This is a genomic window from Rhodococcoides trifolii (assembly GCF_014635345.1).
GTDB lineage: Bacteria > Actinomycetota > Actinomycetes > Mycobacteriales > Mycobacteriaceae > Rhodococcoides > Rhodococcoides trifolii.
Map to the genome: position 1 here is coordinate 1,328,121 of NZ_BMCU01000001.1, position 25,860 is coordinate 1,353,980.

The 25,860-nt window shown below is 65.7% G+C and carries 17 protein-coding genes; 13 read left to right on the forward strand and 4 right to left on the reverse strand.

The window, feature by feature from the left end; translation table 11 throughout:
• Positions 1-26 precede the first annotated feature (26 nt).
• A complete protein-coding gene (locus IEW02_RS06250; protein WP_188543765.1) occupies positions 27-752 on the reverse strand; it encodes an SDR family oxidoreductase in 726 nt (241 codons plus the stop codon).
• A gap of 312 nt (positions 753-1,064) precedes the next feature.
• Between IEW02_RS06250 and IEW02_RS06255 the strand changes: the two genes are divergently transcribed.
• The 5 genes from IEW02_RS06255 to IEW02_RS06275 all read left to right on the forward strand — a co-directional run bounded on the left by IEW02_RS06255 (position 1,065) and on the right by IEW02_RS06275 (position 6,542).
• The gene (locus IEW02_RS06255) at positions 1,065-1,835 is read left to right on the forward strand and encodes an ATP-binding cassette domain-containing protein (protein WP_188543766.1); all 771 of its coding nucleotides are present in this window, start codon (positions 1,065-1,067) and stop codon (positions 1,833-1,835) included.
• Positions 1,832-2,929 carry an ABC transporter permease gene (locus IEW02_RS06260; protein ID WP_188543767.1) on the forward strand — a complete coding sequence of 366 codons (1,098 nt, stop codon included), beginning with the start codon at positions 1,832-1,834 and terminating at the stop codon, positions 2,927-2,929. The genes IEW02_RS06255 and IEW02_RS06260 overlap by 4 nt, the downstream gene beginning before the upstream one ends.
• Before the next feature lie 50 nt (positions 2,930-2,979).
• Positions 2,980-3,945: an ABC transporter substrate-binding protein gene (locus tag IEW02_RS06265; protein WP_188543768.1), complete on the forward strand. Its 966-nt coding sequence runs from the start codon at positions 2,980-2,982 to the stop codon at positions 3,943-3,945.
• A gap of 70 nt (positions 3,946-4,015) precedes the next feature.
• The gene (locus IEW02_RS06270) at positions 4,016-5,497 is read left to right on the forward strand and encodes a mannitol dehydrogenase family protein (RefSeq protein WP_188543769.1); all 1,482 of its coding nucleotides are present in this window, start codon (positions 4,016-4,018) and stop codon (positions 5,495-5,497) included.
• A gap of 112 nt (positions 5,498-5,609) precedes the next feature.
• Entirely contained in the window at positions 5,610-6,542 is a 933-nt protein-coding gene (locus tag IEW02_RS06275; RefSeq protein ID WP_229745800.1) for a type IV toxin-antitoxin system AbiEi family antitoxin domain-containing protein, read from the forward strand.
• Here the strand turns inward: IEW02_RS06275 and IEW02_RS06280 are convergent.
• Entirely contained in the window at positions 6,475-9,708 is a 3,234-nt protein-coding gene (locus tag IEW02_RS06280; protein ID WP_188543770.1) for a DEAD/DEAH box helicase, read from the reverse strand. The genes IEW02_RS06275 and IEW02_RS06280 overlap by 68 nt on opposite strands.
• Positions 9,709-9,756: 48 nt before the next feature.
• On the opposite strand from IEW02_RS06280, the gene IEW02_RS06285 reads away from it, so the two are divergent.
• On the forward strand, positions 9,757-10,422 hold the full coding sequence (locus IEW02_RS06285) for a response regulator transcription factor (RefSeq protein WP_188543771.1): 666 nt from the start codon (positions 9,757-9,759) through the stop codon (positions 10,420-10,422).
• Positions 10,423-10,442: 20 nt separating this feature from the next.
• Positions 10,443-12,176, forward strand: coding sequence for a ubiquinone-dependent pyruvate dehydrogenase (gene poxB, locus IEW02_RS06290; RefSeq protein WP_188543772.1), 1,734 nt, complete (start codon positions 10,443-10,445; stop codon positions 12,174-12,176).
• Here the strand turns inward: poxB and IEW02_RS06295 are convergent.
• Complete coding sequence (locus IEW02_RS06295; RefSeq protein WP_188543773.1) at positions 12,173-13,072, reverse strand: DUF5996 family protein; 900 nt, start codon at positions 13,070-13,072, stop codon at positions 12,173-12,175. The two genes, poxB and IEW02_RS06295, sit on opposite strands and share 4 nt — an antisense overlap.
• 41 nt (positions 13,073-13,113) lie before the next feature.
• Between IEW02_RS06295 and IEW02_RS06300 the strand changes: the two genes are divergently transcribed.
• Entirely contained in the window at positions 13,114-15,015 is a 1,902-nt protein-coding gene (locus IEW02_RS06300; RefSeq protein ID WP_188543774.1) for an alpha-amylase family protein, read from the forward strand.
• Here IEW02_RS06300 and IEW02_RS06305 read toward each other — a convergent pair.
• Entirely contained in the window at positions 15,012-15,353 is a 342-nt protein-coding gene (locus tag IEW02_RS06305) for a VOC family protein (protein ID WP_188543775.1), read from the reverse strand. The genes IEW02_RS06300 and IEW02_RS06305 overlap by 4 nt on opposite strands.
• Before the next feature lie 113 nt (positions 15,354-15,466).
• Here IEW02_RS06305 and IEW02_RS06310 point away from each other — a divergent pair, with 113 nt between their 5' ends.
• The 5 genes from IEW02_RS06310 (at position 15,467) to recD (ending at position 25,751) form a co-directional block, all read left to right on the forward strand.
• The gene (locus IEW02_RS06310; RefSeq protein ID WP_188543776.1) at positions 15,467-16,042 is read left to right on the forward strand and encodes a TerD family protein; all 576 of its coding nucleotides are present in this window, start codon (positions 15,467-15,469) and stop codon (positions 16,040-16,042) included.
• A gap of 54 nt (positions 16,043-16,096) precedes the next feature.
• Entirely contained in the window at positions 16,097-17,158 is a 1,062-nt protein-coding gene (locus IEW02_RS06315; RefSeq protein ID WP_188543777.1) for a DUF475 domain-containing protein, read from the forward strand.
• A gap of 162 nt (positions 17,159-17,320) precedes the next feature.
• Positions 17,321-20,599, forward strand: coding sequence for an exodeoxyribonuclease V subunit gamma (gene recC, locus IEW02_RS06320; RefSeq protein ID WP_188543778.1), 3,279 nt, complete (start codon positions 17,321-17,323; stop codon positions 20,597-20,599).
• A complete protein-coding gene (locus IEW02_RS06325; protein WP_188543779.1) occupies positions 20,596-23,871 on the forward strand; it encodes a UvrD-helicase domain-containing protein in 3,276 nt (1,091 codons plus the stop codon). Before recC ends, IEW02_RS06325 begins: the two co-directional genes overlap by 4 nt.
• The gene (recD, locus tag IEW02_RS06330; RefSeq protein ID WP_188543780.1) at positions 23,868-25,751 is read left to right on the forward strand and encodes an exodeoxyribonuclease V subunit alpha; all 1,884 of its coding nucleotides are present in this window, start codon (positions 23,868-23,870) and stop codon (positions 25,749-25,751) included. Before IEW02_RS06325 ends, recD begins: the two co-directional genes overlap by 4 nt.
• The last annotated feature ends 109 nt before the right edge of the window (positions 25,752-25,860 follow it).

Consider the following 25,860-nt stretch of genomic DNA (forward strand, 5'->3'; position numbering starts at 1 on the left):
CTGTTCACTTCCCTACCGGTCGGCAGTCACGCGCAGGTGTAGCCACCGTCGATGGGCAACGAGACTCCCGTGATCATCGATGCATCGTCGCTGAGCAGGAATGCGATCGGCGCGGCGATTTCGTTCTCCGTGGCCCATCGTCCCAGAGGCATCTGCTTGAGGAAGGGCTCCTCGATCTCGGGACGTCCCCAGTAGAACGCGGACATCTCCGTCATGACGACGGTCGGGTTCACGCTGTTGACGCGAATACCGTGTCCGCCGAGCTCGAGTGCAGCGACTCGGGTGATGTTGTCGAGCGCGGCCTTGGACGAGCCGTACGAGATGTGCCCCGGAAGTGCGACCAGGCTGGCCTGACTCGACACGTTCACGATGGACCCCGCGCCGGCCTCGATCATCGCCGGCGCCGCGTACTTGATGACGAGAAGACTGCCGCGGGCGTTGATGCTGATGACCTTGTCGAAGATCGAGATGTCCGTGTCTTGCGGGGTGGCGATTTCGCCGCCGAACCCACCGCAGTTGACGACGCCGTACAGCGACAGCCCGGTGAGCGCCTCTTTGACGCTGTCCTCCGAGGTGAGGTCGAAAGGCAACGGACGCGCGCCGGTCTCGGCAGCGAGTTTGTCCAACGCGTCCATCGACTGGCCCGACGCAATGACGTCGGCGCCGTCGGCGACCAGCCGCCGTACTGTCGCGGAGCCGATGCCGCCGCTGGCGCCGGTTACCAGAATGGTGCGGCCGTCGAACCGAGTCATGGGTTGTCTACCTTCTCTTCGCTGATGATGACACCGATGTCATGGGGAGGTTTGGGGAGTGTGGATGACATCGGTGTCATGGACGGTACAACAGGGCCGTCGATCGAAGACGAGAATCGGCGAAATACCACGTTGAAGGCCGATTTCGACCTGCTGTGCAGGCCGATTCGAGACGCATAGGACGCGGCGTCATGTCACCGGTGACATGAATTTTCGGAAAACAGTGACAAACGGCAGTCGCGTAGGTCACACTCGTCTTCATCGAGCCTCAGGCGAGGCGCACGGCAACGCAGCCATCAGCAAGGAGTTCGCATGACAACCCCGCAGACACCGATTCTGGAAGCGAGGGCGCTGACGAGAAGTTTCGGCAACGTGCGTGCTCTCGACGGCGCGGACTTCGACATCTACCCCGGTGAGGTGGTCGCTCTGATCGGCGACAACGGCGCCGGTAAGTCGACCATGGTCAAGGCCTTGTCGGGCAGCCTCGCGCTCGACTCGGGCGAGATCCTGTTCAACGGGTCGCCCGTCGACCTCGACAGCCCCACTGCCGCAGCAGACCTCGGAATCGAGACGGTGTTCCAGGACCTTGCACTGGCTCCGCACCTCAATGCCGCGCAGAACATGTTCCTCGGACGTGAAAAGCCGGCGAAGGGCATTCTGGGTCGACTCGGCTTCATGGACGCACCGACGATGCGCAAGGAGTCGCAGGCGGCGCTGGACATGCTCGGTGCCACCGTTCGCAGCCTGACCGACCCGGTCGGCGCGATGTCGGGTGGACAGCAACAGGCCATCGCGATCGCCCGTGCCGTCGCCTGGGCCAAGGGCGTCGTGTTCCTCGACGAGCCGACCGCCGCACTCGGCGTCGTGCAGACCCGCAACGTTCTCGACACGATCCGCCGCGTCGCCGACAACGGCGTCGCCGTGGTGTTCATCAGCCACTCCATGCCGCACGTGATGGAGGTGGCAGACCGAGTTCAGGTGCTGCGCATGGGAAAGCGCGTGGCAACCCTCGAAGCCAAGAAGACGTCCATGGAAGAACTCGTCGGCGCAATGACCGGCGCAACGGTCGGAGCCACGTCATGACCAACCAGACCATCTCGCCCTCGCTCGAGCCGAAGCAGCCGAGCGACCGGCCGGCCAAGCACAAGTTCGCTCTCGCCGATTCCCTCGGAAAACTCGCCCGCATCCAGGTGTTCCAGATCGTGCTGGTCTTGATCGCCATCTGCGTCGTGTTCTCGATCCTGGCTCCGAACAGCTTCCCCGAGTGGGGCAACGCCCGTCAGATCATCCAGAACGTCTCGATCCTGGCGGTCCTCGGAATCGGTATGACGTTCGTGATCGTCACCAGCGGCATCGACCTCTCGGTCGGATCCGTGCTCGTCTTCTCCGGGGTGGTTGCGGCAAAAGCCATGCGCGCCATCGGTGGTGACGGGTGGGGAGTGGCCACCGTCGGCATCGTCGTCGCCGTGCTGTGCGGCCTTGCCTGGGGCCTGCTGAACGGATTTCTCATCGGTAAGGCGAAAGTGCCTCCGTTGATCGTCACGCTGGGTACGCTCGGCGGCGCACTGGGACTGTCCCAGGTGATCACCGGCGGCGTCGACATCCGCGACGTCCCGCCGGTACTGGTCGACACGATCGGCTACGGCAACCTTCCGTCCACCACGCTTCCACTCATCTCCGTGATCGCCCTGATCTTCGTCGTTGTATTCGGAATCATCCTGCACCGCACGAAGTTCGGTCTCTACACCTTCGCCGTCGGTTCCAAGGAGCAGTCCGCTCGCCGCGTCGGAATCAAGGTCGATCTGCACCTGGTGAAGGTCTACGCATTGTCCGGAGCTCTCGCGGGCCTCGCCGGAATCCTCTCGCTCTCCCAGTACGGCACCACGGCCATCGCCGGCCAGTCGCAGACCAACCTGAACGTCATCGCGGCCGTCGTGATCGGTGGAACATCGCTCTTCGGTGGTGTCGGAACCATGTTCGGAACGGTCATCGGACTCTTCATTCCCGCCGTTCTCCTGAACGGCTTCGTCATCATCGGCGTGCAGCCGTTCTGGCAGCAGGTCGCTGTCGGTGCCGTGCTGATCGTCGCCGTCTACTTCGATCAGCGTCGAAGGGACGCAGCCAGCCGCGGGCAATCACCCAACTCGTTGAAGAAGCTGTGGTCGAAAAGCCCATAGCCGTTCTCGTGAAACAGCTTTACCCAACACCCCTCAGTAGAAAGACAGACATGATCAAATCTCGCAAGGCCGCCGTCGCACTGACCGTCGCGTCCGTGTCCGCCGTCATGCTCGCCGGATGTTCTTCGGACTCCGGTAGCGGCAGTGGCAAGATCGCCTTCATCCAGGGCGTCAGCGGCGACGAGTTCTACATCAGCATGCAGTGCGGAATCGAAGCTGCGGCAAAGGATGCCGGCCTCACCGTCGACACCCAGGGCCCGGCGAAGTTCGATCCCACCCTGCAGAAGCCGATCGTGGACTCCGTCGTCGCATCGCGTCCGTCGGCCATCCTCATCGCCCCGACGGATGTTGCTGCAATGCAGGCACCTCTCGCCGCCGCCGCGAACGCCGGCATCAAGGTCGTCCTCGTCGACACCACTCTCGACGATCCGTCGATCGCCGCCTCGGCCATCTCGTCCGACAACGTGGGCGGCGGCGCCGAGGCGTTCAAGGCCATCGAGTCGCTGAACCCGAACGGCGGCAAGGTTCTCATCATCTCCACCGATCCCGGCGTCTCCACCGTCGACGCTCGCGTCAAGGGCTTCGAGGACGCTGCGGCGGAGAACTCCTCGTTCGACTACCTCGGCGTGCAGTACAGCCACAACGATCCGGCCGAGGCGGCCAAGCTGGTTTCTGCCGCACTGGCCAAGGACCCCGACATCGTCGGTGTGTTCGCCACCAACACGTTCTCCGCTGAGGGAACGGCAACCGGCGTCCGTCAGGCCGGTAAGCAGGACCAGGTCAAGATCGTCGGCTTCGACGCCGGCCCCGCGCAGGTCAAGCAGCTCCGCGAAGGCACGGTCCAGGCGCTCATCGCCCAGCAGCCCGACACCATCGGCAAGGACGGCATCGAGCAGGCCAAGGCCGCGATCGACGGCGGCGAGGTCACCAAGGACATCTCCACCGGTTTCCACGTGATAACCGCCGACAACATCGACGGTGAAGGCGCGCAGTACATCTACAAGTCCGCCTGCTGATACTTGCGGTGGCGCTTCCTGACTCTCGGAAGCGCCACCGTATTCCACTTTTGTACCGAGGAGACCGACCATGACCGAGTTGCGTCGAGACACGCTCGCCGAACTGTCACCGACGGTCTCCGTCCCTACCTATCGTGCCGAGCGTCCCTGCGGCATCGTGCATTTCGGAGTTGGCGGATTCCACCGAGCCCATCAGGCCATGTACGTCGATCGGTTGCTCGCCGCCGGGCACGGTGATTGGGCCGAGTGCGGAGTCGGAGTGCTGCCCGGCGACGCACGGATGCGGGACGTTCTTCGCGCGCAGGACAACCTCTACACCCTGGTGACCGTCGACCCCGACGGCCGACGCAACGCCCGCGTGGTCGGTTCCATCACCCGGTACGTGTTCGCACCGGACGATCCTCGAGCCGTGATCGAGCTGTTGGCCTCTCCGACAACGCGAATCGTGTCGTTGACCATCACCGAAGCCGGGTACGGCGTCGACGATACGACCGGTGAGTTCGACCCACGCGACGACGACGTTCTGCACGATCTCACCAGCATCTCCCCACCCACCAGCGTATTCGGCTATCTCACTGCGGCATTGGCCCTGCGCCGCTCGCGCGGGATGGCGCCGTTCACGGTGATGTCGTGCGACAACATCACGCACAACGGCTCGGTTGCCCGCACCGCGTTGACCAGCTTCGCGTGGCACCACGATCCCGAGTTGGCCTCCTGGATAGACGAGAACGTCGCCTTTCCCAGCTCGATGGTCGACCGCATCACTCCTGCAACGACACCCGGAGTTGTCGACGATCTGCGCGTCGAATTCGGAGTCGAGGACGAGTGGCCCGTGCGGTCCGAATCGTTCGCGCAGTGGGTTCTCGAAGACTCGTTCTCCGACGGACGTCCGCCCTTCGAAGACGTCGGCGTGCAGGTGGTCGACGACGTGCTGCCGTACGAGCACATGAAGCTGCGGCTGCTGAACGCCTCACACCAGGTGATGAGTTACCTGGGTGTCCTGGCCGGCCACACCCACGTGCACGACGTGATGGCCGATCCCGAACTGTCGGCCTTCGTCGAGTCCTACATGCGCCGAGAGGCCGCGCCCACCCTCGGTCCGGTGCCGGGAATCGACGTGTCCGAGTACATCGATCAACTCCAAGAACGGTTTTCGAGCTCTGCGCTGCGTGACACCCTGGAACGGCAGATCGTCGACGCGTCCACCCGCATGGCGAAGTTCGTCGTACCGGTCCTACGAGATCGGTTGTCGCACAACCAATCTATCGATCACATCGCTCTCGTCCTGGCCGCGTGGTGCGACGTGTACGACCGCGCGTCGGTGCCCATGGTCGACTCGGACGCGGACCACCTCAGACGACTGTCCTGGGCCGATCACGACAACCCCGGTGCCTTCCTCGACAACCGTGCCGTCTTCGGCGAGCTCGCCACCAGTCCGCGGCTGCGGGGTGCGTACCAGCGGGCGAAGCGCTTACTGCAGGACCTGGGGCCGCGGGGGGCGGCGGGTGCGGTGGCCATTGCGTCAGCGGGAGAGCGCACACGGGTTTCCTAAACCGCACACCCCTTCCAGTCGGCCGAAACCCGTGTGAGGTCGACAGAACCCGTGTGCGCTTGCCTGTGGATAAAGATCAGCGAGAAACCACGGCTCCGTTCCAGTCTGAGGGATGCCTGAAATCATCCGCCGTGCCGATGCGATCGCCCGAGGTGTCACCGATTCCGAACTGAGGAGCTACTGCCGGACGGGCACGTACCGACAGCTGATCCGAGGTGTCTACGTCGAACGCGCCGAGTTCGACGCCCTGACGCCGAGCGCGCAGCACAGACTCACTGCGCGAGCGGTCCTTGCGAGCGACGCTGCGGTCCTGAGCCACGTGACCGCGGCTGTCGTTCACGGCATCGACGTCTGGAACATCCCGCTCGATTACGTCCACGTCACCAGAAACCGGAGTACCGGCGGACGCTTGGAAGGTGCTCGCCACGTGCACTCGTCGCCCTACAGCGACGACGAAACAGTCGTGAAGGATGGACTCCGCATCACTTCCGTCGCCCGCACCATCGCCGATATCGCCCGCACCGTGCCGTTCGAGGAAGCCGTCTGTGCCGCGGATTGCGCGGCCAGACGCTTCGGCCTCACCCGCGAACACATCGAAGAATGCCTGGACCGCCGACCCACTCACCCTGGCAATCGCAGGGCACGCCGCGTCGCTGCGTTCATGGATCGGCGGTCGGAAAGCGTGGGCGAGTCGAGAAGCAGGGTGATGTTGGCCGACTTCGAACCGTCGTTGCAGGATGAGTTCCCCTGCGAAGGTCGAATGGTGCGAGTCGACTTTCTGATCAAGAAGCGCGTAGTTGGAGGGTTCGACGGGCGCATGAAGTATCAGGGGAAAGATGCCGACGACGTCCTGTGGGCGGAGAAGCGGCGAGAGAACGCGTTGCGCGGCTTGGGGTTGGAAGTGGTGCGCTGGACGTGGGCCGATCTCTACACACCCGACGTCGTCATCGAACGGATACGCCGAGCCCTCGCGAGAACTACTCCACCAACCCCCGAATATCGTCCGCCGACAGGCTCGACCCGAAGGCCGCCCCGTCGTCCATGACGCTGCGGAAGAGGGCCGCCTTCTTCTCCTTCAGGGCCATCACCTTCTCCTCGATGGTCCCGCGCGCGACGTAGCGGTTCACGAACACGGTCTTCGTCTGGCCGATGCGGTGGGTTCGGTCGACGGCCTGCGCCTCGGTGGCGGGGTTCCACCAGGGGTCGAGGACGAAGCAGTAGTCGGCTTCGGTGAGGGTCAAACCGACACCGCCTGCCTTCAACGAGATCAGGAAGACCGGCGCCGAACCCTCGCGGAATCGTTCGATGACCGACCCGCGGTTGCGGGTGCGACCGTCGAGGTATTCGGTCTCGATGCCGCTGTCGGACAACCGCTCTCGCACGCGCGTCAGATAGCTGGTGAACTGGCTGAACACCAGCGCCCGGTGCCCACCGGCGATGACCTCTTCCAGTTGATCGACGAGTTCGTCCGTCTTGGAGCTCGGAATATCGTAGTGGGCAGGGTCGATCAGGACAGGGTCCAGAGCCAGTTGGCGCAGCAAGGTCAACGACGTCAGAATGGTGAAGCGATTCTTGTCCAGCTCGCCCAGCAGTCCGAGGATCTTCTGCCGCTCGCGGTTGAACGTGACGTCGTAGAGCCGTTGGTGCGCCGGGTTCAGATCGACTTCGACGGTCACTTCCTGCTTCGGGGGCAGATCGGTGGCGACGAACTCCTTGGTGCGGCGCATGACGAGCGGCCGTATCCGTCGACGCAGACGAGCGAGAACGTCACTGTCACCGTCGTTTTCGATCGGTCGGCGGTACATGTCCGTAAACACCTTAGGCGACGGGAACAACCCGGGTGACGTGATGGACAGCAACGACCACAACTCCATGACGCTGTTCTCCATGGGTGTACCGGTGATGGCCAGCTTGAACGGCGTGTCCAGCCGACGCGCACACTGATACGACTTGCCCTGGTGGTTCTTGACCGACTGCGCTTCGTCCAAGACGAGTCCCGACCATGTGCGGGAATCGAAGTCGTCGAAATCGATGCGAAAAATGGTGTACGAAGTGACGACGATGTCGGCGCCCTCGGTGATGTCGGCGACGCTCTGCCCGCGCCGGGCCATCGTCTCCGACGCGGTGACCACACGCAGGCCGGGGGTGAAGGTGGCAGCTTCGCGCGCCCAGTTGTGCACGACGCTGGTGGGCGCGACGATCAGGAACGGAGACGCCAACGTCGACGTCTCCGAGAGCGTCTGAACGAGGGCCAACGTCTGAATGGTCTTGCCGAGTCCCATGTCGTCGGCCAGAATTCCGCCGAGACCGTGGTTGTAGACGAACGAGAGCCAGGTCAACCCTTCGAGCTGATAGGTGCGCAGCGTGGCATCCAGCCCCAGTGGCGGCTTCACCGGCTCCACCTCGTCGAGCGTCAGCAGCCCCGACACCTGCGCCTGCCAGGCTTCCGCCTGTGAGGTCACGACACCGAGTGCGGCGAACTCGTCCCACAGCCCGACCTGAAACCGGCTCAAGCGCAACGAGTTACCGGGCGCATCCTGCAGCGAGCGCGCCTCCTCGACCAGGGCACGCAATCGCGTCAAGTGCTCCGACGCGAGATCGAAGTACCGACCGTCGTTCAGGATGAGGTGCGAATCACCGCGCGCAATTCCCGAAATGACCTCGGCCACGGGCACGCTGGTTCCGTCGACCACGACGTCGATGCCGAGGTCGAACCAGTCGTTGCTGCCCTTGATCGAACTGGTGCTCACCGAGATCGCCACGTCGTCGCTGACGTCCTCGAAGGACGGCGGCTCCCCGGTCACGATCACCGTGACACCGTCGATCGCGTCCAACGCGGGAACTCCGTGCGAAATCAACTGCGCTGCATCGAAACCCGTTCGCACGAACGATCGCAGCATGCCACCGAGCGACGGGACGTCGAGAATGTCCGCGACGGCGGTGAGCAGCGCGAGTTCGGCGGAGGTGTTTCGGTTCGCGTCGGCGACGGGTGCACGTTCGGTCGAGACGTACATCGGCACGGTATCGATGGTGTAGTGCCACTGTCCCGACACCGTCACCCGGTGCCCGGGGGTGTAGGTCATCACCAGATCCAGTGCAGGACCGGTGATCACGGGCTCGCGGAACGACGAATCAGACGAGACCACCGACGTCGTCCGTCTGATGGCGGGTAGGTAGCGAGAGGAGAAGGAGTCGCGGTCCTCGCGCGGGACCATCAGCCCACCCTCCGTCGTCGCGATCGAGATCAGCGCCGACGGAACGGGAGTGGACATGCGGGCCAATCGAAACGGGCGTTTCGCGAGCTCGTCCGTCGTCGACGGGTCCCAGTGGACCAGACCCGTGCCGTCGTCACCGACGAACGAGAACGCCGAGCTGGGGAGGGTCGCGTCGTCCACCGCGGTGCGCCCCGTGACGGTCAGCGAACCCGAATCATGGGACACCACATCGACTTCGAAGGTGGCAGTCTCGATGGGCGGGATGTCGCCCAGCGTGCGCGTGGCGTGCATCAGTGGCAATCCAGCGTCGTGCGCACTGTCCAACACGCTCCACATCGACCGGCCGGGCAGATCGCCGAGGTCGAGGTTGCCGATCTGTTGATACGAATAGCGTGAGCGCCCTGCACGCGACTTCACCAGATGCAGCGAGTAGAGCTCCTCGAGAATCTCGAGTTGCTCGGCGAAACCGCGTTCCTGCGAGTACGGCATTCGGTCCCACGCGATGCCCGTGGTGGCCCATGCGCCGGTGCGTCCCCGTCGCAGCGGACGGGCGAGAAGACGGACCGAGCCGGCGTGCTCCTTGGTCGTCGCCAACGAGAGCTGCAAGGCCAGATGGGGCTGCTCGCTGTCCTCGTCGACAAGCGGTTCGAGGACCTTGGTCCAGTGCGACGGCGCGGGAGCGGTGGTGACCGCCGAGCGGATGGCGTGCAGCACGACGGCCGCGGCGTGCTTGCAGCGAACCTGCATCGGGCACGAGCACGAGGTGCGGGCGATCCCGGTGAACGCGTCGTTCTCGACGATCACGTCCACGCGAGTCTCGTACGGCACCGCGCGCTGCCCACGCACTCGGGCGCGCAGCGACGTCCCGTCCCACTCCAACGCGGACACCCGACCGGCGCGGGCGTACGCGTCGCCGCGGGAGTAGCTGTCACCGGTGAAGGTCCGCTTGATTGCGGTGGGTGCGGTGACGGAGAGGCGAGGCAGAGAAGAGGTCATCGCCCACGACACTAGGCGAGAGCGTGAAGGGTGCGACAGAATCACCGGATGCACCGACAGGAACTGGGCGCGCGGGTACTGCGGATCGGGGTCGTCGACGACCATCACTCGATCGTTCGGGGCCTCGCGTCGATCGCCGACGAGCACGAGGACATGTCGGTCGTGGCCGGCGCGGAGACCGTGGCCGAGCTACTGACCGAAGTCGACGACCTGGACCTGGTGGTGCTCGACCTCCGACTGGCCGACGGTTCCTCCCCGCGAGCGAACGTCGAACGCCTGCGCGATGCCGGGATGAAGACACTGGTGTACACCTCGGGAGACGAGCCCTACCTGGTGCGTCAGGCCGCCGCCGCGGGTGTGCTCGGGGTGCTGCGGAAGTCGGCGCGCCCGTCGGAGATCGTCGACGCCATCCGGTGCGCGGCGGCGGGGGAGCAGTTCGCCACGATGGACTGGGCCGCGGCCATCGATTCCGACGAGGACTTCGTCGATCTTCCGCCGAGGTTGCGTCAGGTCCTGGAGCTGTACGCGGCGGGGGAGCCGACCAGTCGGGTGGCCGCGCAGACGGAGCTGTCGACGGAGACCGTCAACGCGTACGTCGGGCGAATCCGCGCCAAGTACAGCGCGGTGGGGCGTCCCGCGCCGACGAAGACAGATCTGTACAAACGAGCGATCGAGGACGGCTGGCTGCCCATTCCGCGGCGCTTCCGGCGCTGATCTGCCGCATACTGTCGGCCATGGCAACCGTCGCAGACCATTACGTCCAGACCCTGACCGAGAGTGGCGTGACCCACGTCTACGGTCTTCCCGGAGATTCACTGAACGGCTTCACCGACGCGATCCGTCGGCACGAGGGCATGACGTGGCAGCACGTCCGCAACGAGGAGACCGCAGCGTTCGCCGCCGCCGGTGACGCCGCGATCACGGGCGAACTCGCGGTGTGTGCCGGTAGTTGCGGACCCGGCAACTTGCATTTGATCAACGGGTTGTTCGACGCGCACCGCAGCCGCGTGCCGGTCCTGGCGATCGCCGCCCACATTCCGCGCAGCGAGATCGGGTCGCAGTATTTTCAGGAAACGCACCCGCAGAGCCTGTTTCAGGAATGCAGCGTCTTCTGCGAACTGGTCAGCGACCCCGACATGGCCGAGCATGTTCTCGCCATGGCGATGCGCGCCGCCATCGAGGAGCGCGGCGTCGCGGTCGTGGTGGTGCCGGGCGAAATCTTCCTCGCGCACGCCGAGCAGAAGAAGGCGACGCCGGCCATCCGCGCCACCACCTCGCACGTACGCCCCGACGACGCGTCGCTCGATCACGCTGCCTCGATCCTGAACGCGGGCAGCAACATCACGATTCTGGCCGGCGCCGGTGTGGCCGGAGCGCACCAGCAGTTGCTCGACATCGCCGGTGCGCTCAACGCCCCGGTAGTGCACGCCCTGCGCGGCAAAGAGCATGTGGAATACGACAATCCGTACGACGTCGGTATGACGGGTCTGCTCGGCTTCGCCTCGGGATACCGCGCCATCTCCCACGCCGATGTACTGCTGATGCTGGGCACCGACTTTCCCTACCGCAACTTCTACCCCGACGACGCGAAGATCATCCAGGTGGACATCCGCGGGCAGAATCTAGGCCGCAGAGCAACGTTGGACGTCGGTCTCGTCGGGACCGTGGCCGACACCGTCGACGCGCTGCTGCCGCGCATCCACGCGAAGACCGACCGGGAACATCTGGACAAGTCCCTGAAGCACTACCGCAAGACACGAAAGAACCTCGATTCCTTCGCCGTCGACGATCGACACCGCACCCCCATACGGCCGGAGTATTTGGCGCGCTTGGCAAACGAGCTCGCCGACGACGACGCGGTCTTCACCGTCGACGTCGGCTCGCCCGTCGTGTGGGCCGCGCGGTACCTCACGATGAACGGCAAGCGCCGACTCCTCGGATCCTTCAACCACGGCTCGATGGCCTGCGCGCTGCCGCTGGCCATCGGAGCGCAGACGGCGCAGCCGGGCCGACAGGTGGTGGCGTTCGCCGGTGACGGTGGACTGACCATGGGCTTCGGTGAGCTGATCACGTTGATGCAGAGCGGGTTACCGGTCAAGGTGATCATTTTCGACAACTCGTCGCTGAACTTCGTCGAGCTGGAGATGAAGGCCGCCGGCATCGTCAACTACGGCACCGATCTGAAGAACCCCGACTTCGGTGCGGTCGCCAGGGCGCTGGGGATGTTCGGTCGGCGGGTGGAGAAGCCGCAGGATCTCGAGGCCGCTCTCACCGAGGCGTTCGCGTACGACGGGCCGGCCGTGATCGACGTCGTCACCGCGGCGCAGGAGCTGTCCATTCCGCCCAAGATCACCTTGGAACAGGCAAAAGGCTTCACCCTCTACGGCATTCGGACGATTCTGTCCGGGCGCGCGGACGAGCTGGTCGACCTTGCCGACACCAATGTCCTACGCCGCATCTTCGACTAGAAGATCACCGCGTCCGACCACTCACCGAGTTCGGCGGCCACGCGGTAGGTCGATTCGAGGAACTCCATCAGGAGCGCATCCGGGTCGGCCGCCGCGCGGACTTCGGCGTAGGGAAGCACGTATTCACCGAGCGCATTGTCGTAGAAAGCAGCGTCGGGGGTGATGGTGCGCGCGTCGAACCCGATCGGCGACGGGTACGCGTACGAGTAGAAGACGCCCTCGTCCGCGCCACCCGGCCAGTAGCCGCAGCTCGAGACCTCGTCGCTGTACGCCTCGGTCATCACCCAGTCCGGGCAGTTGGGGATGCCACCGGGGTGCGGCTCGGCTTTCCGTCCGGAAAAGCGCGTGACGGCCAGATCGAAAGCGCCCCAGAAGAAGTGCACCGGGCTCGCCTTTCCACGGAAGCGTCCGCGGAAGTCGGAGAACACGCGATGCGCACTGACCAACGACGTCCAGAAATCCGTCATGGCGTCGGCGTCGTAGCTCGCGTGTTCGGTGTCGTCCTCGAATGGGATTGCGTGTACCAGTTCGACCGGAACGGGATTGATGGCCACGTCGATGTCGAGATCGGCCAGCAGCGAACGGAATTCGGCGTAGAAGTCGGCCACGGTGCGCGGCGCGAGCACCATGCTGCGTGATCGACCGTCCGTCGTCAGGATGGTCAGGGTGTGCGCGCGGAAATCCATACGTATCTCGATGCCGATGGACTTGTAGGGCATCAGTGAGGTCGTCAGCCCCGTGGCGTCGACGTAGAGGGGGACGCCCCACCAGTGGTTGACGTCCGGGGCCAGCGCGAGGCGCACCTTCCCGACGATCTGAGTCCACAGGTGAACGGTGTCGCGGGTGGCGATCCAGTTTTCGACGGGAAGTGCGGGCCAGGCAGCGTTCTCGGTCATGGCCCATACTCTGGCACGTCGACCCGTGAAATGATCGCTTCATGGCAACTCCCGACGCGGTGTACGACGCAGTGCGCGACATCCTTGCCGATGCCCCGGTCCATCAGCGCAAGTCGTTCGAGTTGCGGCTCGAGCGATGGTGGCCCGACCTGCACGATGCCGTCACCGCGCTGTATCCCGACCCCGACCACGTCGCGCTGCGATTGGTGTCCGTCGCAGCGCACGGGTTCGTCGCCCGACCGGCAGACCTGCACCGCCTCGACGAGCGCCGACTGCTTCGCCCCGACTGGTTCCAGCGGCCCGACATGTTCGGGTACGCCTGCTACGTCGATCGCTACGGCGGCACCCTCGCCGGAGTGGGCGATCGACTCGACCACCTCACCGATCTCGGCGTCACGTACCTGCATCTGATGCCTCTGCTGACGCCGCGGCCGGGAGACAACGACGGCGGGTACGCCGTCATGGACTACCGCACCGTCCGCTCGGATCTCGGCACGAACGACGACCTGTCCGATCTGTGCTCGAAGCTTCGCGAGCGTGGTATCAGTCCGGTCATCGACCTCGTACTCAATCATGTAGCGCGTGAACACGAGTGGGCTGTCGAGGCGCGTGCGGGTGACGCCGCGCGCCGTGACTATTTCCTGCTCTATCCGGACCGGACGACACCCGATGCGTACGAGCGCACTCTCCCCGAGGTCTTTCCCGATTTCGCGCCGGGGAGTTTCACTCTCGACCCCGATCTGAACGAATGGGTCTGGACGACGTTCAACGAGTGGCAATGGGACCTGAACTGGGCCAATCCAGCGGTTCTCGTCGAATTCGCCGACATCGTCATGCATCTCGCGAATCTCGGTGTCGAGGTGTTGCGCCTCGACGCCATCGCGTTCCTCTGGAAGCGGCTCGGAACCAATTGCCAGAACCAGCCCGAGGTGCACGCCATCACGCAGGCGCTGCGGGCCACTGCTCGGTTGGCGGCGCCCGCGGTGTTGTTCAAGGCCGAGGCCATCGTCGGCCCACGCGAGTTGCTGCCGTATCTCGGAGCCGGTCGACACACGGGGCGAGTGTCCGACATCGCCTACCACAACAGCCTCATGGTGCAGGTGTGGTCGATGCTGGCCACCGGGCGGACCGATCTGGCGGTGCACGCACTGTCGTCGCTGCCGCCGACCCCGCCGAGCGGCACCTGGGTCACGTACGTCCGCTGTCACGACGACATCGGGTGGGCCATCGACGACGCCGACGCCGCGGCCGTGGGGGTGTCCGGGTTCGGGCACCGCAGCTTCCTGGCCGACTGGTACTCGGGCGAGTTCGACGGGTCCTGGGCCGAAGGGCTTGTCTTTCAACACAACCGGGAGACCGGGGACCGTCGGATCAGCGGTGCTGCCGCGGCGCTGGCCGGACTGCGGACCGACCGGGACCACGCTCTGGCGCGACTGTTCCTCGCGCACGCGATCATTGCGGTCTGGGGCGGGATGCCGGTCGTGTGGAGCGGCGACGAGATCGGCCACCTCGGTGATCCAGACTGGGCGTCGGAAGACGGCCACTCCGGCGACAACCGGTGGGTGCACCGCCCACGTGTCACCGACGCCGACCGCGCCCGACGGCTCGAACCGGGGACCGACGCGGGCCGCGTGTTCGACGGCCTCGCCCACATCGCCCGGATCCGCGCCGATCTGCCGATGCTGCACGCCGAAGCGCCCGTGGAAGTGCTGACCGACGCCCCCGACGGGCTGCTTGCCGTTGTCCGGCGCCATCCGAGTGGGACCCTCGTCGGCCTGTTCAACGTGACCACGCGGCCGCTCCCGTTCCCGCGGTACCGATTCGACGACTATGCGGTGTTCGAGCCGCGTGAGGTGCTCTCGCAGCACGATCCGACGACCGACGCGGACGGGATGGTGTGGGTGCCCCCGTATGCGGCGTGGTGGGTGGTGGAGAGCCTCTAGTACTCGACGCGGAATCCGCCGAGGAACGTGATCTGGTTCCCGTCGGGATCCGAGACCGTGCAGAGCCGAACGCCCTTGTTCGCCTCCACGATCTCGCCGCTCATTCCGACCTCACGGAGATGCGTGTCCAGGTCGTCCACGGCCAGGTTGAGCTGGCCCCGGCCGGCGCGGTTCTCGTCGACCGTCACCTGCACCCACGCCTGTGGCAAGACCTGCCATTCGACCAGGCTCGGCATCGGATTGTTGTCGGCGTCGCGGCCGAACAGTTGCGCGTAGAACGAGCGCGCCGCGTCGATATCACTGACCGGCACCACAGCAAGGACATGTTGGATAGTCATGACGTTGTGACTGGAAGCGAAGCGGAAATTCATCGGGCACAGTGGTCTCATCGGGCCCAGTGGTCTCATCGGGCACAGTGGTGAGGACTCGGCAAACACGGAAGAGGTGCGGCATGGCAGTGACCCTCGCCAAAGGTGGCAACGTCTCGTTGAGCAAGGAAGCGCCGGACATGACCGCGGTCAGCGTCGGGCTCGGGTGGGATGTGCGCTCCACCAGCGGCGGCGACTACGACCTCGACGCCAGCGCGATCGGTCTGAACCCGTCGAAGAAGGCCCTCGGAGACCTGTGGTTCGTCTTCTACAACAACCTGAAGTCCCCCGACGGAGCGATCGAACACACCGGCGACAATCGGACCGGTGAGGGCGACGGTGACGACGAGGTGATCAACATCGACCTCCGCGCGCTCTCACCCGAGGTCGATTCGATCGTGTTCCCCGTCTCCATTCACGACGCCGATGCGCAACGGCAGAACTTCGGACAGGTGGTGAACGCGTTCATTCGCGTGGTGAACCAGAACGACGGCAAGGAGATTGCCCGGTTCGATCTGTCCGAGGATGCGTCGACCGAGACCGCGATGGTGTTCGGCGAAATCTACCGACGCGGCGGCGAATGGAAATTCCGGGCGATAGGGCAGGGATACGTCTCCGGCCTCGCCGGTATTGTCCGTGACTACGGGATCAACGTCTGAAAAGACACCCCCGCAGGGTAATTCGGGCAAAACCGACAAAAGGGTTCTTCGACAATGGTGCTCCGCATCTTCGGCATGTCCATCGTGTTCACCGTGCTCGCCGTCGTCGTGGGGTTCGTCTACGGAGGACCGCAGGCAGCGGTCCTCGTGTTGATCCTGGGCGTGCTGGAGATTTCGCTCTCCTTCGACAACGCGGTCATCAATGCGACTGTGCTGCAACGGATGAGCGACTTCTGGCAGAAGATCTTCCTCACCGTCGGCGTGCTGATCGCGGTCTTCGGCATGCGCCTGGTGTTCCCGCTCGTCATCGTCTGGGCGGCGTCGGGTCTCGGACCCGTTGCCGCACTGGATCTTGCGCTCAATCCACCGGCGGACGGCGCCGCGACCTTCCCGGACGGCAGCCCCAGTTACGAGACTCTGCTGACGGACGCGCACCCGCAGATCGCCGCGTTCGGTGGCATGTTCCTGCTGATGCTCTTCCTGGGCTTCGTCTTCGAGGAGCGGGACATCACCTGGCTGTCCTTCGTCGAGAAGCCGCTCGCGAAGGCGGGAAAGCTCGACATGCTGGCGGTGGTCGTCGCGGGAATCGCCCTGGTGCTGACCGCCGAATTCCTCGCGCCCGAGGACAAGGTGTCGACCGTCATGGTCGCGGGTGTGCTCGGCATGGTCACGTATATCGCCGTCAACGGGCTCGGTGAGTTCTTCGACACCGGCGACGGTGACGGGCCCTCCGAACTGGCGAAAGCCACCGGCAAGGCCGGGTTCTTCCTCTTCCTCTATCTGGAAGTGCTCGACGCGTCGTTCAGCTTCGACGGTGTCATCGGAGCGTTCGCCATCACCGCCGACCCGATCATCATCGCGTTGGGTCTCGGCTTCGTGGGCGCTCTCTTCGTCCGATCGCTGACGGTCTACCTGGTGCGCAAGGGAACCCTCTCCGAGTACGTGTACCTCGAACACGGTGCGCACTGGGCCATCGGCGCACTGTCTGTCATCCTGCTGGTCTCCATCGGAGTCGAGATCAACGACATCATCACGGGTCTGGTGGGCGTGGTGCTCATCGGCCTGTCGTTGATGAGCAGCGTGCGACGGAACAGGACCTTGGCGGCAACCTCCTGACCGATCGACACGACGGCCGGCGCGCTCAGCGTTCGTGAGCGAGCGGCGCCGGCCGCCGCATCTTTCTCCCCCCACTCTCTTCGACGCACGCGCACCCCGAACGGTTCCGTCGACCCTCGAATGCGTGGAAGCCTGTCCGACCCACCGGCTACGGTGCAGGGCATGTTGATTCTGCATCGCGCCGAGCGTTCCGGAACGCTCGCCGATGCCCTGGGACAGGTGCTGTCGACGCCACTCGCAGATCCCTTCACTCGGGAGATCGTTTCCGTACCGGCCAAAGGCGTCGAGCGGTGGCTGAACCAACGGCTGTCGACGGTGCTGGGTACGTCGACCGGGGACGGCATTGCCGCCAACATCGACTTCCCGACGCCCACCCGACTGGTCGACACCGCGATATCCGCTGCGAGCGGCCTCGAGGCAGACGACGATCCGTGGTCGCCGGGTCGGGTCCTGTGGGCCACGCTGGCGGTCATCGACGACAGTCTCAGCGAACCGTGGTGCGCGGTGTTGGCCAGGCACCTCGGGTACGACTCCTCGACGGGCTCGACCGAGGGGTACCGCGCGGGCCGACGGTGGGCCACCGCAGCACACGTCACCGATCTTCTCCGTGGCTACGCCGCTGCTCGCCCCCAGATGCTGATCGACTGGTCCGCCGGTGCGTACACGGACGGTGTGGGGGAGTCGTTGCCGTCCGACCTCCTGTGGCAGGCGGAGTTGTGGCAACGACTGCGCACACGCATCGGTAGCCCGAGTCCGGCCGAACGCCTGGGAGAAGCGTGCGATGCGCTCCGTCGTCAGCCCGACCTGGTCGACTTCCCCGAGCGGCTGTCGCTGTTCGGTCCGACTCGCCTGAGTGCCGATCAACTGCAGGTGGTGTCCGCGCTGGCGACCGGTCGAGATGTGCACCTGTGGATTCCCCATCCCAGCCCCGCCATGTGGACGTCCCTGGCCACGAAGCCGACTCACCTCCGCCGATCCGCCGACAACACCGCTCTCGACGTCCCGCACCCGCTCTTGTCCTCGCTCGCGCGAGACGTCCGCGAACTTCAGGTGCGCCTCGGCTCGCTCGACGTCGAGGACGTTCATCACGAGGCTGTCGACGCGCCGGCCACGTTGCTGGGCCGCATTCAGGACGACATTCGCCTCGACCGCACGCCGACGACCAGCGCCACCCTGGACGGCACCGTTCAGGTGCATGCGTGCCACGGGGCGCCGCGCCAGGTCGAGGTGCTGCGAGAGTGCTTGCTGCACTTGTTCACCGAGGACCCGACGCTGGAACCGCGGGACGTGCTCGTCCTGTGTCCTGACGTCGAGACCTATGCGCCGCTCGTACGTGCAACCTTCGGGCAGGGTCTGTTGGGGCATCCCGGGCATCGGCTGCGCGTGCGACTCGCCGATCGCGGTCTGCGTCAGACCAATCCGCTGCTCGCCTCCGTTGCCACGTTCCTCGAACTGGCCGAGGGCCGTGTGACTGCCAGCCAGGTACTCGACCTCGCCACGAGTGCGCCCGTGCGCACCATGTTTCGCTTCACCGACGACGACCTCGAGCGGTTGCGGGAGTGGACGCATGCGTCGGGCGCGCGGTGGGGAATCGGATCGAGACAGCGCGAGGCCTACGGACTCGGCGACTTCCCGCAGAACACGTTCAACACCGCTGTCGATCGCATTCTGCTCGGCGTCGCGGCGGACGAGACCGACAACAGCTGGCTCGACCTCGCGCTCCCGCTCGACGACGTCGACGGCAACGACATCGATCTGGCCGGCCGGTTCGCCGAGATGGTCGATCGCCTCGCCGTGGTCCTGCGCGATCTGCAAGGGCCGCAGACGGTCTCGGACTGGATACGGGTGCTGCGCCGCTCGCTGGATCTACTGACCGACGTCCGCGTCGCGGACCAGTGGCAGGTGGCGGGGGCGCACCGAGAGCTGGCCGACGCCACCGAACACGGCGCGACGACCGAGCTGCGCCTCGCCGACGTGCGGGCCATGTTGGCGAGCCGGTTGGCGGGTCGCCCGACACGGGCCAATTTCCGCACCGGCGAACTGACGGTGTGCACCATGGTCCCCATGCGGTCGGTGCCGCACCGCGTGGTGGTCCTGCTCGGGTTGGACGACGACGTCTTCCCGCGCACGAGCAACACCGACGGAGACGACGTCCTGGCACGGAATCCGCTTGTCGGCGAACGAGATCTGCGCAGCGAGGATCGTCAGCTGCTTCTCGATGCCGTGATGTCCGCGAGCGATCGACTGCTGTTGTTCTACACGGGCGCCGATCCGGTATCGGGGGTGTCGAAGCCGCCCGCCATTCCGCTGAGCGAGTTGTTGGACGTGGTCACGCTGACCGCGGGGGCCGACCCTGTCCAGCGCCACCCGTTGCAGCCGTTCGACCCTCGCAACTTCGACGCGGTGACGCCATTCAGTTTCGACACCGGTGCGCTGGCGGGTGCGAGAGCCAGTCGACGGCCTTCCGAGCCGATTCCGCCCTTCCTGCCGTCGCCGTTGCCCGAGATGCCGACCGGCGACGTGAACCTCTCCGACCTGGTTGCCTTCGTACAGAACCCGACGCAGGCATTCCTACGACAGCGGCTGCGATTCCGTGTCCCCGAAGTCGACGACGACATTGCCGACGCGCTCGATGTGGAGTTGGCGCCGCTCTCCCGGTGGAACATCGGTGACCGGATGCTGTCCGCGGTGCTCGGCGGCACCGAACTGTCCGAGTTCGCCGCCGCAGAATGGCGGCGCGGAACACTGCCCCCGTTCAAACAAGGTGCGCGGCAACTGAACTTCATCGAGAGCGGCGTCATGGCGCTGGCGGCGGCGTCGCGGTCGGTGCACGTGGGCGCTCCGACCAGCGTCGACGTCGCCGTCGACCTCGGTGACGGCCGCCGCATCACCGGAACGATCCCCGGCATTCACGGCTATGTGGTTGCGCGGACCCGCTATTCGACGCTCGGCCCCAAACACCGGTTGGAAGCGTGGGTTCATCTGCTGGCGTTGTCGGCGTATGCACCGGACGGCATCTGGGAGGCTGTCACCACCGGCAAGGGCAAACGCAGCATTCCTATCTCCCGGTCGACGATGTCCGCACCGGCGCACGCGGTCGACATTCTGCGGCAACTGGTCGACCTCCGCGACCGAGGAATGGCGGCTCCGCTGCCGATGGCCACCGACTCGACTGCCGTGTACGCGGAACGCCGAGCGAGAGGGGTGAACGCCGATGCTGCCCTCACGGCAGCAAGTGAGACGTTCTCGGACAAGTTCGGCGACAACACCGATCGCAGCATCGTCTACGTCTACGGAAAGTCCCCAACGCTCGCGTCGCTCGGCGATGGGCCACCCGAGGGTGACGAAGCTTCGTGGAGCGACGATCCGACGCGATTCGGCGCCTTGGCCTTCCGCCTGTGGCGTCCACTTCTGGACCGGGAAACGCAGGGACAGCCATGAACTTCGACCTCACCGCACCGCTCCCGACGGGCACGACAGTCCTGGAAGCGAGCGCCGGCACCGGCAAGACGTACGCCATCGTCGGTCTCGCGACCCGCTTCGTCGCCGAGGGCGTCGCCGACGTGTCCCAGCTTCTCCTCGTGACGTTCAGCAAAACGGCCACCCAGGAACTTCGCGATCGCACTCGCTCCCGGTTCGCCTCGGTGTCAACGGCATTGGCCGACATCGAGACTGCGCGCACGCACGCCGACGAAGTAGTGCGCTGCCTTGCCGACACCGATCCGGCGGAGGTCGAGCTGCGGCGGCGACGCCTCACCAAAGCGCTGTCGGATTTCGACTCCGGCACCATCGCCACGACGCACAGCTTCTGCCAGCGGATGCTCGACGGGTTGGGCATCGGCGGTGAACGCGAGCCCGATTCGGTGTTCGTCGAGGACCTCGACGACCTCGTAGCGGAAGTCGCCGACGATCTGTACCTACGGACGTACTCCCGATCGGACGCCCCGGCCACCATCGAACCGAAGGAGGCTCGCTCGGTCGCGATGGCCGCCGTCGGGGACCGGCAGGCCATTCTGGTGCCGGAGGAGAACGAGGACTCCGTCGCGGGCCACCGAGTCATCTTTGCGCGGAAGGCGCGCGCCGAGGTCGAGAGGCGCAAAAGAGTTCTGGGCGTGCGTGATTACGACGATCTACTCCAGATGCTGCGCGACGTGATCGTCGACCCGAACCACGGCGACGCGGCCTGCGCGCGAATCAGCAACCGGTTCCGTGTCGTGCTCGTCGACGAGTTCCAGGACACCGATCCGTTGCAGTGGGAGATCCTGGAACACGCGTTCCACCGCAGCAGCACCTTGGTCCTGGTCGGCGATCCGAAGCAGGCCATCTACGCGTTCCGCGGCGCGGAGGTACTGAGTTATCTGGAGGCTTCTCGCATAGCGGACAGCCATCAAGAGCTCACCACCAATTGGCGCAGCGACAAGCCCCTGCTCGATGCCCTGGAGCACGTCTATCAAGGTGCCGCGCTGGGCCACGACGACATCGTGGTGCACCACGTGGACGCGAACCACCCCGAATCGCGCATCCCGTCGGTGGTGCCGTTGCGAGTCCGCTACCTGCCGCGTACCGGAATGGGTCCGCTGAATCGGTCGGGTTTTCCCACGGTCGGGCCTGTACGCGAGCGGGTCGCGGAGGACGTGGCGGCGGACATCGTCGAATTACTCACCAGTGCAACCACAGTGGAGCTCCACGGAGAGTCTCGACCGGTAGCGCCGGGTGACGTCGCCGTGCTGCTGCGGACGTGGCGACAGGTGGGCCTCGTGCGCGACGCGTTGGATCGGGCCGGTGTGCCCTCGGTGCTCGCCGGCGGAACGTCGGTGTTCGCCACCGCCGGCGCCACCGACTGGCTGTGGGTACTGCAGGCTCTGGAACAACCGCACAGATCCGATCGGGTGCGGTTGGCCGCTCTGACACCGCTGCTCGGATGGACTGCCGCCGATCTCGACTCCCGCGGCGACGACGCGGTCGCCGCGGTGAGCAACCAGCTTCGTAACCTTTCGATGTTGTTCGCGCAGGCGGGTTTTGCGGCCGTCTTCGAGCGCATGTCCTGGGAGGCGCACCTGGAAAGTCGGCTGCTCGCACTCGACGCGGGGGAGCGGCACCTGACCGACCTTCGGCACATCGCGCAGTTGCTGAACAAGGCCGCGGTGGAGGAGTCGTTCGGCCTCACGGCACTGACACGGTGGTTGACCGATCGCGTAAAAGATCCCTCGGGCGGCCCCGCAGACCGCAGCCGTCGGCTCGACAGTGACGCCGCCGCCGTTCAGGTCGCGACCATTCACGCCACCAAGGGCCTCGAGTTTCCGATCGTCTACGTCCCGTACGTGTGGGACGCGTTCTCCATGTACGAGCCTGCGTCACTCCTGCTGCACGAGGACGACGGGCGGCGCGTGCTGGACGTCGGCGGGTCCACCGGGCCGGGGTACTCGGGCCGGAAGTCGATGCACGACACCGAGCAAGCGGGTGAGGAACTGCGGCTGTTCTACGTCGCCCTCACCCGCGCGCAGTGCGCCGTCACCATGTGGTGGGCCCCGAGCTGGGGAACGCGCGACTCACCTGCGCACCGGTTGCTGTTCGGCCGACTGCCGGGCGTGCGCACACCCGAGCCGAAACCGAAAGTCCCGGCCGACGACATCGTGCAGTCTCATCTCGAAAACTGGGCCGGTGACGGTCCGGACGGCGCGATCTCGGTCGAATTCGTCGACACCCGCGCAGTGCCCGAGGCGCACTGGGCGCCGACCGCGTCGCAGACGGGTTCCCTGGCGGCCGCCCGATTCGACCGCATCCTCGACATGGCGTGGCGCCGCACGTCGTACTCGGCCCTCACGGCCTCCGCGCACGAGACCCCCGGTGTCGGCAGCGAGACCGAACGTGAGGAGAAGACCGACGAGCCCGACGGGGAGCCACCCGTCGAGGACGTGCTGACAGGGATACCGTCGCCGATGAACGGAATGCCTGCCGGCGCGGCGTTCGGGACCCTGGTGCACGAGGTGCTCGAACACGTCGACACCGGAGTCGAGGATCTGAACGCAGAGGTGGTGCGGCGTTGCCGAGAAGCGGTGGCATCTCGCTTGGCCGACGTCGATCCGGAGGCTCTCGCCGCCGCGCTGATACCGGTGCTCCACACGCCGCTGGGCTTCGGAACACTGGCCGACATCGGGCCGGCGGATCGTCTGGCCGAGCTGGATTTCGAACTGCCGCTCGTCGGTGGCGACGATCCCGAGACCGAGCTGGTCACCGTGAAGAACATTGCTGCGCTTGTTCGTTCGCATCTGCCGGCCGACGATGTGCTGGCCCCGTACGCCGACATGCTCGACACCCTCGCGGCCGTTCCCCTGCGCGGGTACCTGACCGGCAGCATCGACTCGGTGCTCCGCGTCGACGGAGAGCGGTTCGTGATCGTCGACTACAAGACCAACCGCATTTCGCGCGGTGACCTCACTGTGGCCCATTTCAGTCGTGAGCGGATGGCGGGGGAGATGATGCGGTCCCACTACCCGTTGCAGGCCTTGCTGTATTCGGTTGCACTGCATCGGTATCTGCGGTGGCGACTGCCCGGTTACCGCGCCGATCGACACCTGGGCGGGGCGCAGTATCACTTCGTGCGCGGGATGGTCGGCCCCGAGACTCCAGCTGGGTGCGGGGTATTCGACTGGAATCCGCCGGCTGCGCTCGTGTCGGAACTGTCCGACCTCCTCGCCGGGGTGGGCGCGTGATCACCGCGACGGTGGCCCAGCGTGGCAAGGGCGTTCTGCGCGAGTTCAACGAGGCCGGGGTGCTCGCCGCGGCCGACGTCCACGTCGCGCTCCGGCTCGCGCACCTCGGCGGCGAGGCGTCGGAGGACGTGTTGTTGGCCACGGCGCTGGCGGTGCGCGCCGTCCGATCCGGCTCGGTGTGTCTGGATCTCAACAGGTTTCGGGACGTCACGGTGGACGACGAGTCGGAGGTCGACGTCGACGCTCTGCCGTGGCCGGACGTTGCCGACGTCACGGCCGCGCTGCGCCGCAGCCCTCTGATCATCGGGGGCGAGCGGGGGCCACTGCGGCCGTTGCGCCTGGTGGAGACGGACGAGGGGCTGTTGCTGTACCTCGACCGATACTTTCTGCAGGAGCAGATGATTCGGCAGGTGCTCGACCAGCGGTCGGCGTCACATCCCGAGGTGGACGTCGATGCCTTGGCGTCACAACTGACGCTGCGGTTCGGAGATGCATCGGCGCCCGACCGTCAGCGCATCGCCGCGGCCCTCGCCGCGACCACCTGGACGACGGTGATCGCCGGCGGACCCGGCACCGGCAAGACGCACACCGTGGCACGCATTCTTGCGATCCTCGTTGCGGCACAGGGGAAGTCGTTACGGATCGGACTTGCTGCGCCCACCGGGAAGGCTGCCGCACGCCTACAGGAGTCCGTAAGCGAGCAGTCCGCGGAACTGTCGCTGCCGCCCGACCTGTCGGCGATGACGCTGCACCGTTTACTCGGGTGGCAACCCGGCAGCAAATCCCGGTTCAAGTACAACGCCGGCAATCGATTGCCGTACGACGTGGTGGTGGTCGACGAGACCTCGATGGTGTCACTGACGATGATGAGTCGGCTCCTCGAAGCGGTCCGTCCGGACACCCGTGTGCTGCTGGTGGGCGATCCCGACCAGTTGACGTCCGTCGACGCAGGGGCCGTGCTGGCCGATCTGGTGGCGCGGCCCGTGACCGGTTCTCTCACACCGGCTCTGACGTCCCTCGTCGGACACGACTTGGACGCCGCCGACGATCCCGACGAGAAGGCGCTGACCGCGGTCGAGCGCGACCGTTTGCGCAGCGGGGTGGTGCGATTGAGCCGGGGCCGGCGGTTCGGTGGTGAGATCGCCGACCTGGCGGTGGCCGTGCGCGACGGCGACGCCGATGCCGTGCTCCGCCTGCTCGGCGGCGCGTCGTCGAACTTGTCGTTCCACGGTCCCGAGGATCTGGTCGGCGTCAGGAAGGATGTCGTCGACACCGCTGCCGTGGTGACCGAGGCCGCCCTGCAGGGTCGCGCGGTCGAGGCACTGGACGGACTCGAACGACATCGCCTGCTGTGTGCGCACCGAGACGGTCCGTACGGAGTGCAGCGGTGGGCCCGCACCGCGATGGAGTGGGTCGGTGAGGCGCAGGGAACGATTCTCGACCCCGCGCGCTGGTATCCGGGCCAGCCGTTGCTGGTGACGGCGAACGATCACGAAACGCGCATCTACAACGGCGACACCGGCGTCATCGTGCAGGGAGAAGACGAACGAGCCGACGACCCGGCCGTCCCCGGGCCTGCCCGCCTGTGGGCCGCATTCCAGCGCGGCTCCACACCGTTCTTGCTGCACCCGAGTCAATTGTCGGCAATTCAGACGGTGTACGCCATGACAATTCACAGAAGCCAGGGCAGTCAGTACAACACCGTCACAGTGTTGCTACCGGCGGAAGCATCGTCGCTTCTCACTCGCGAGCTCCTGTACACGGCGATTACCCGCGCCCGGAAGCACGTTCGGGTGATCGGAACGGAGGCCGCTGTGCGTGCAGGGGTCGAGCGGCAGGTTCTGCGAGCCAGTGGCTTGAGGCGCACGTTGCGCGAGTGACTCGTGATTCGAGTTGTGGATTAACACATAACTGCGAGTGCGGTTATCTCCCACGCCATTAATCGGTGCGCTAATATTCGGACGGTTTCGGGCGTAAAGATTGTTTTGC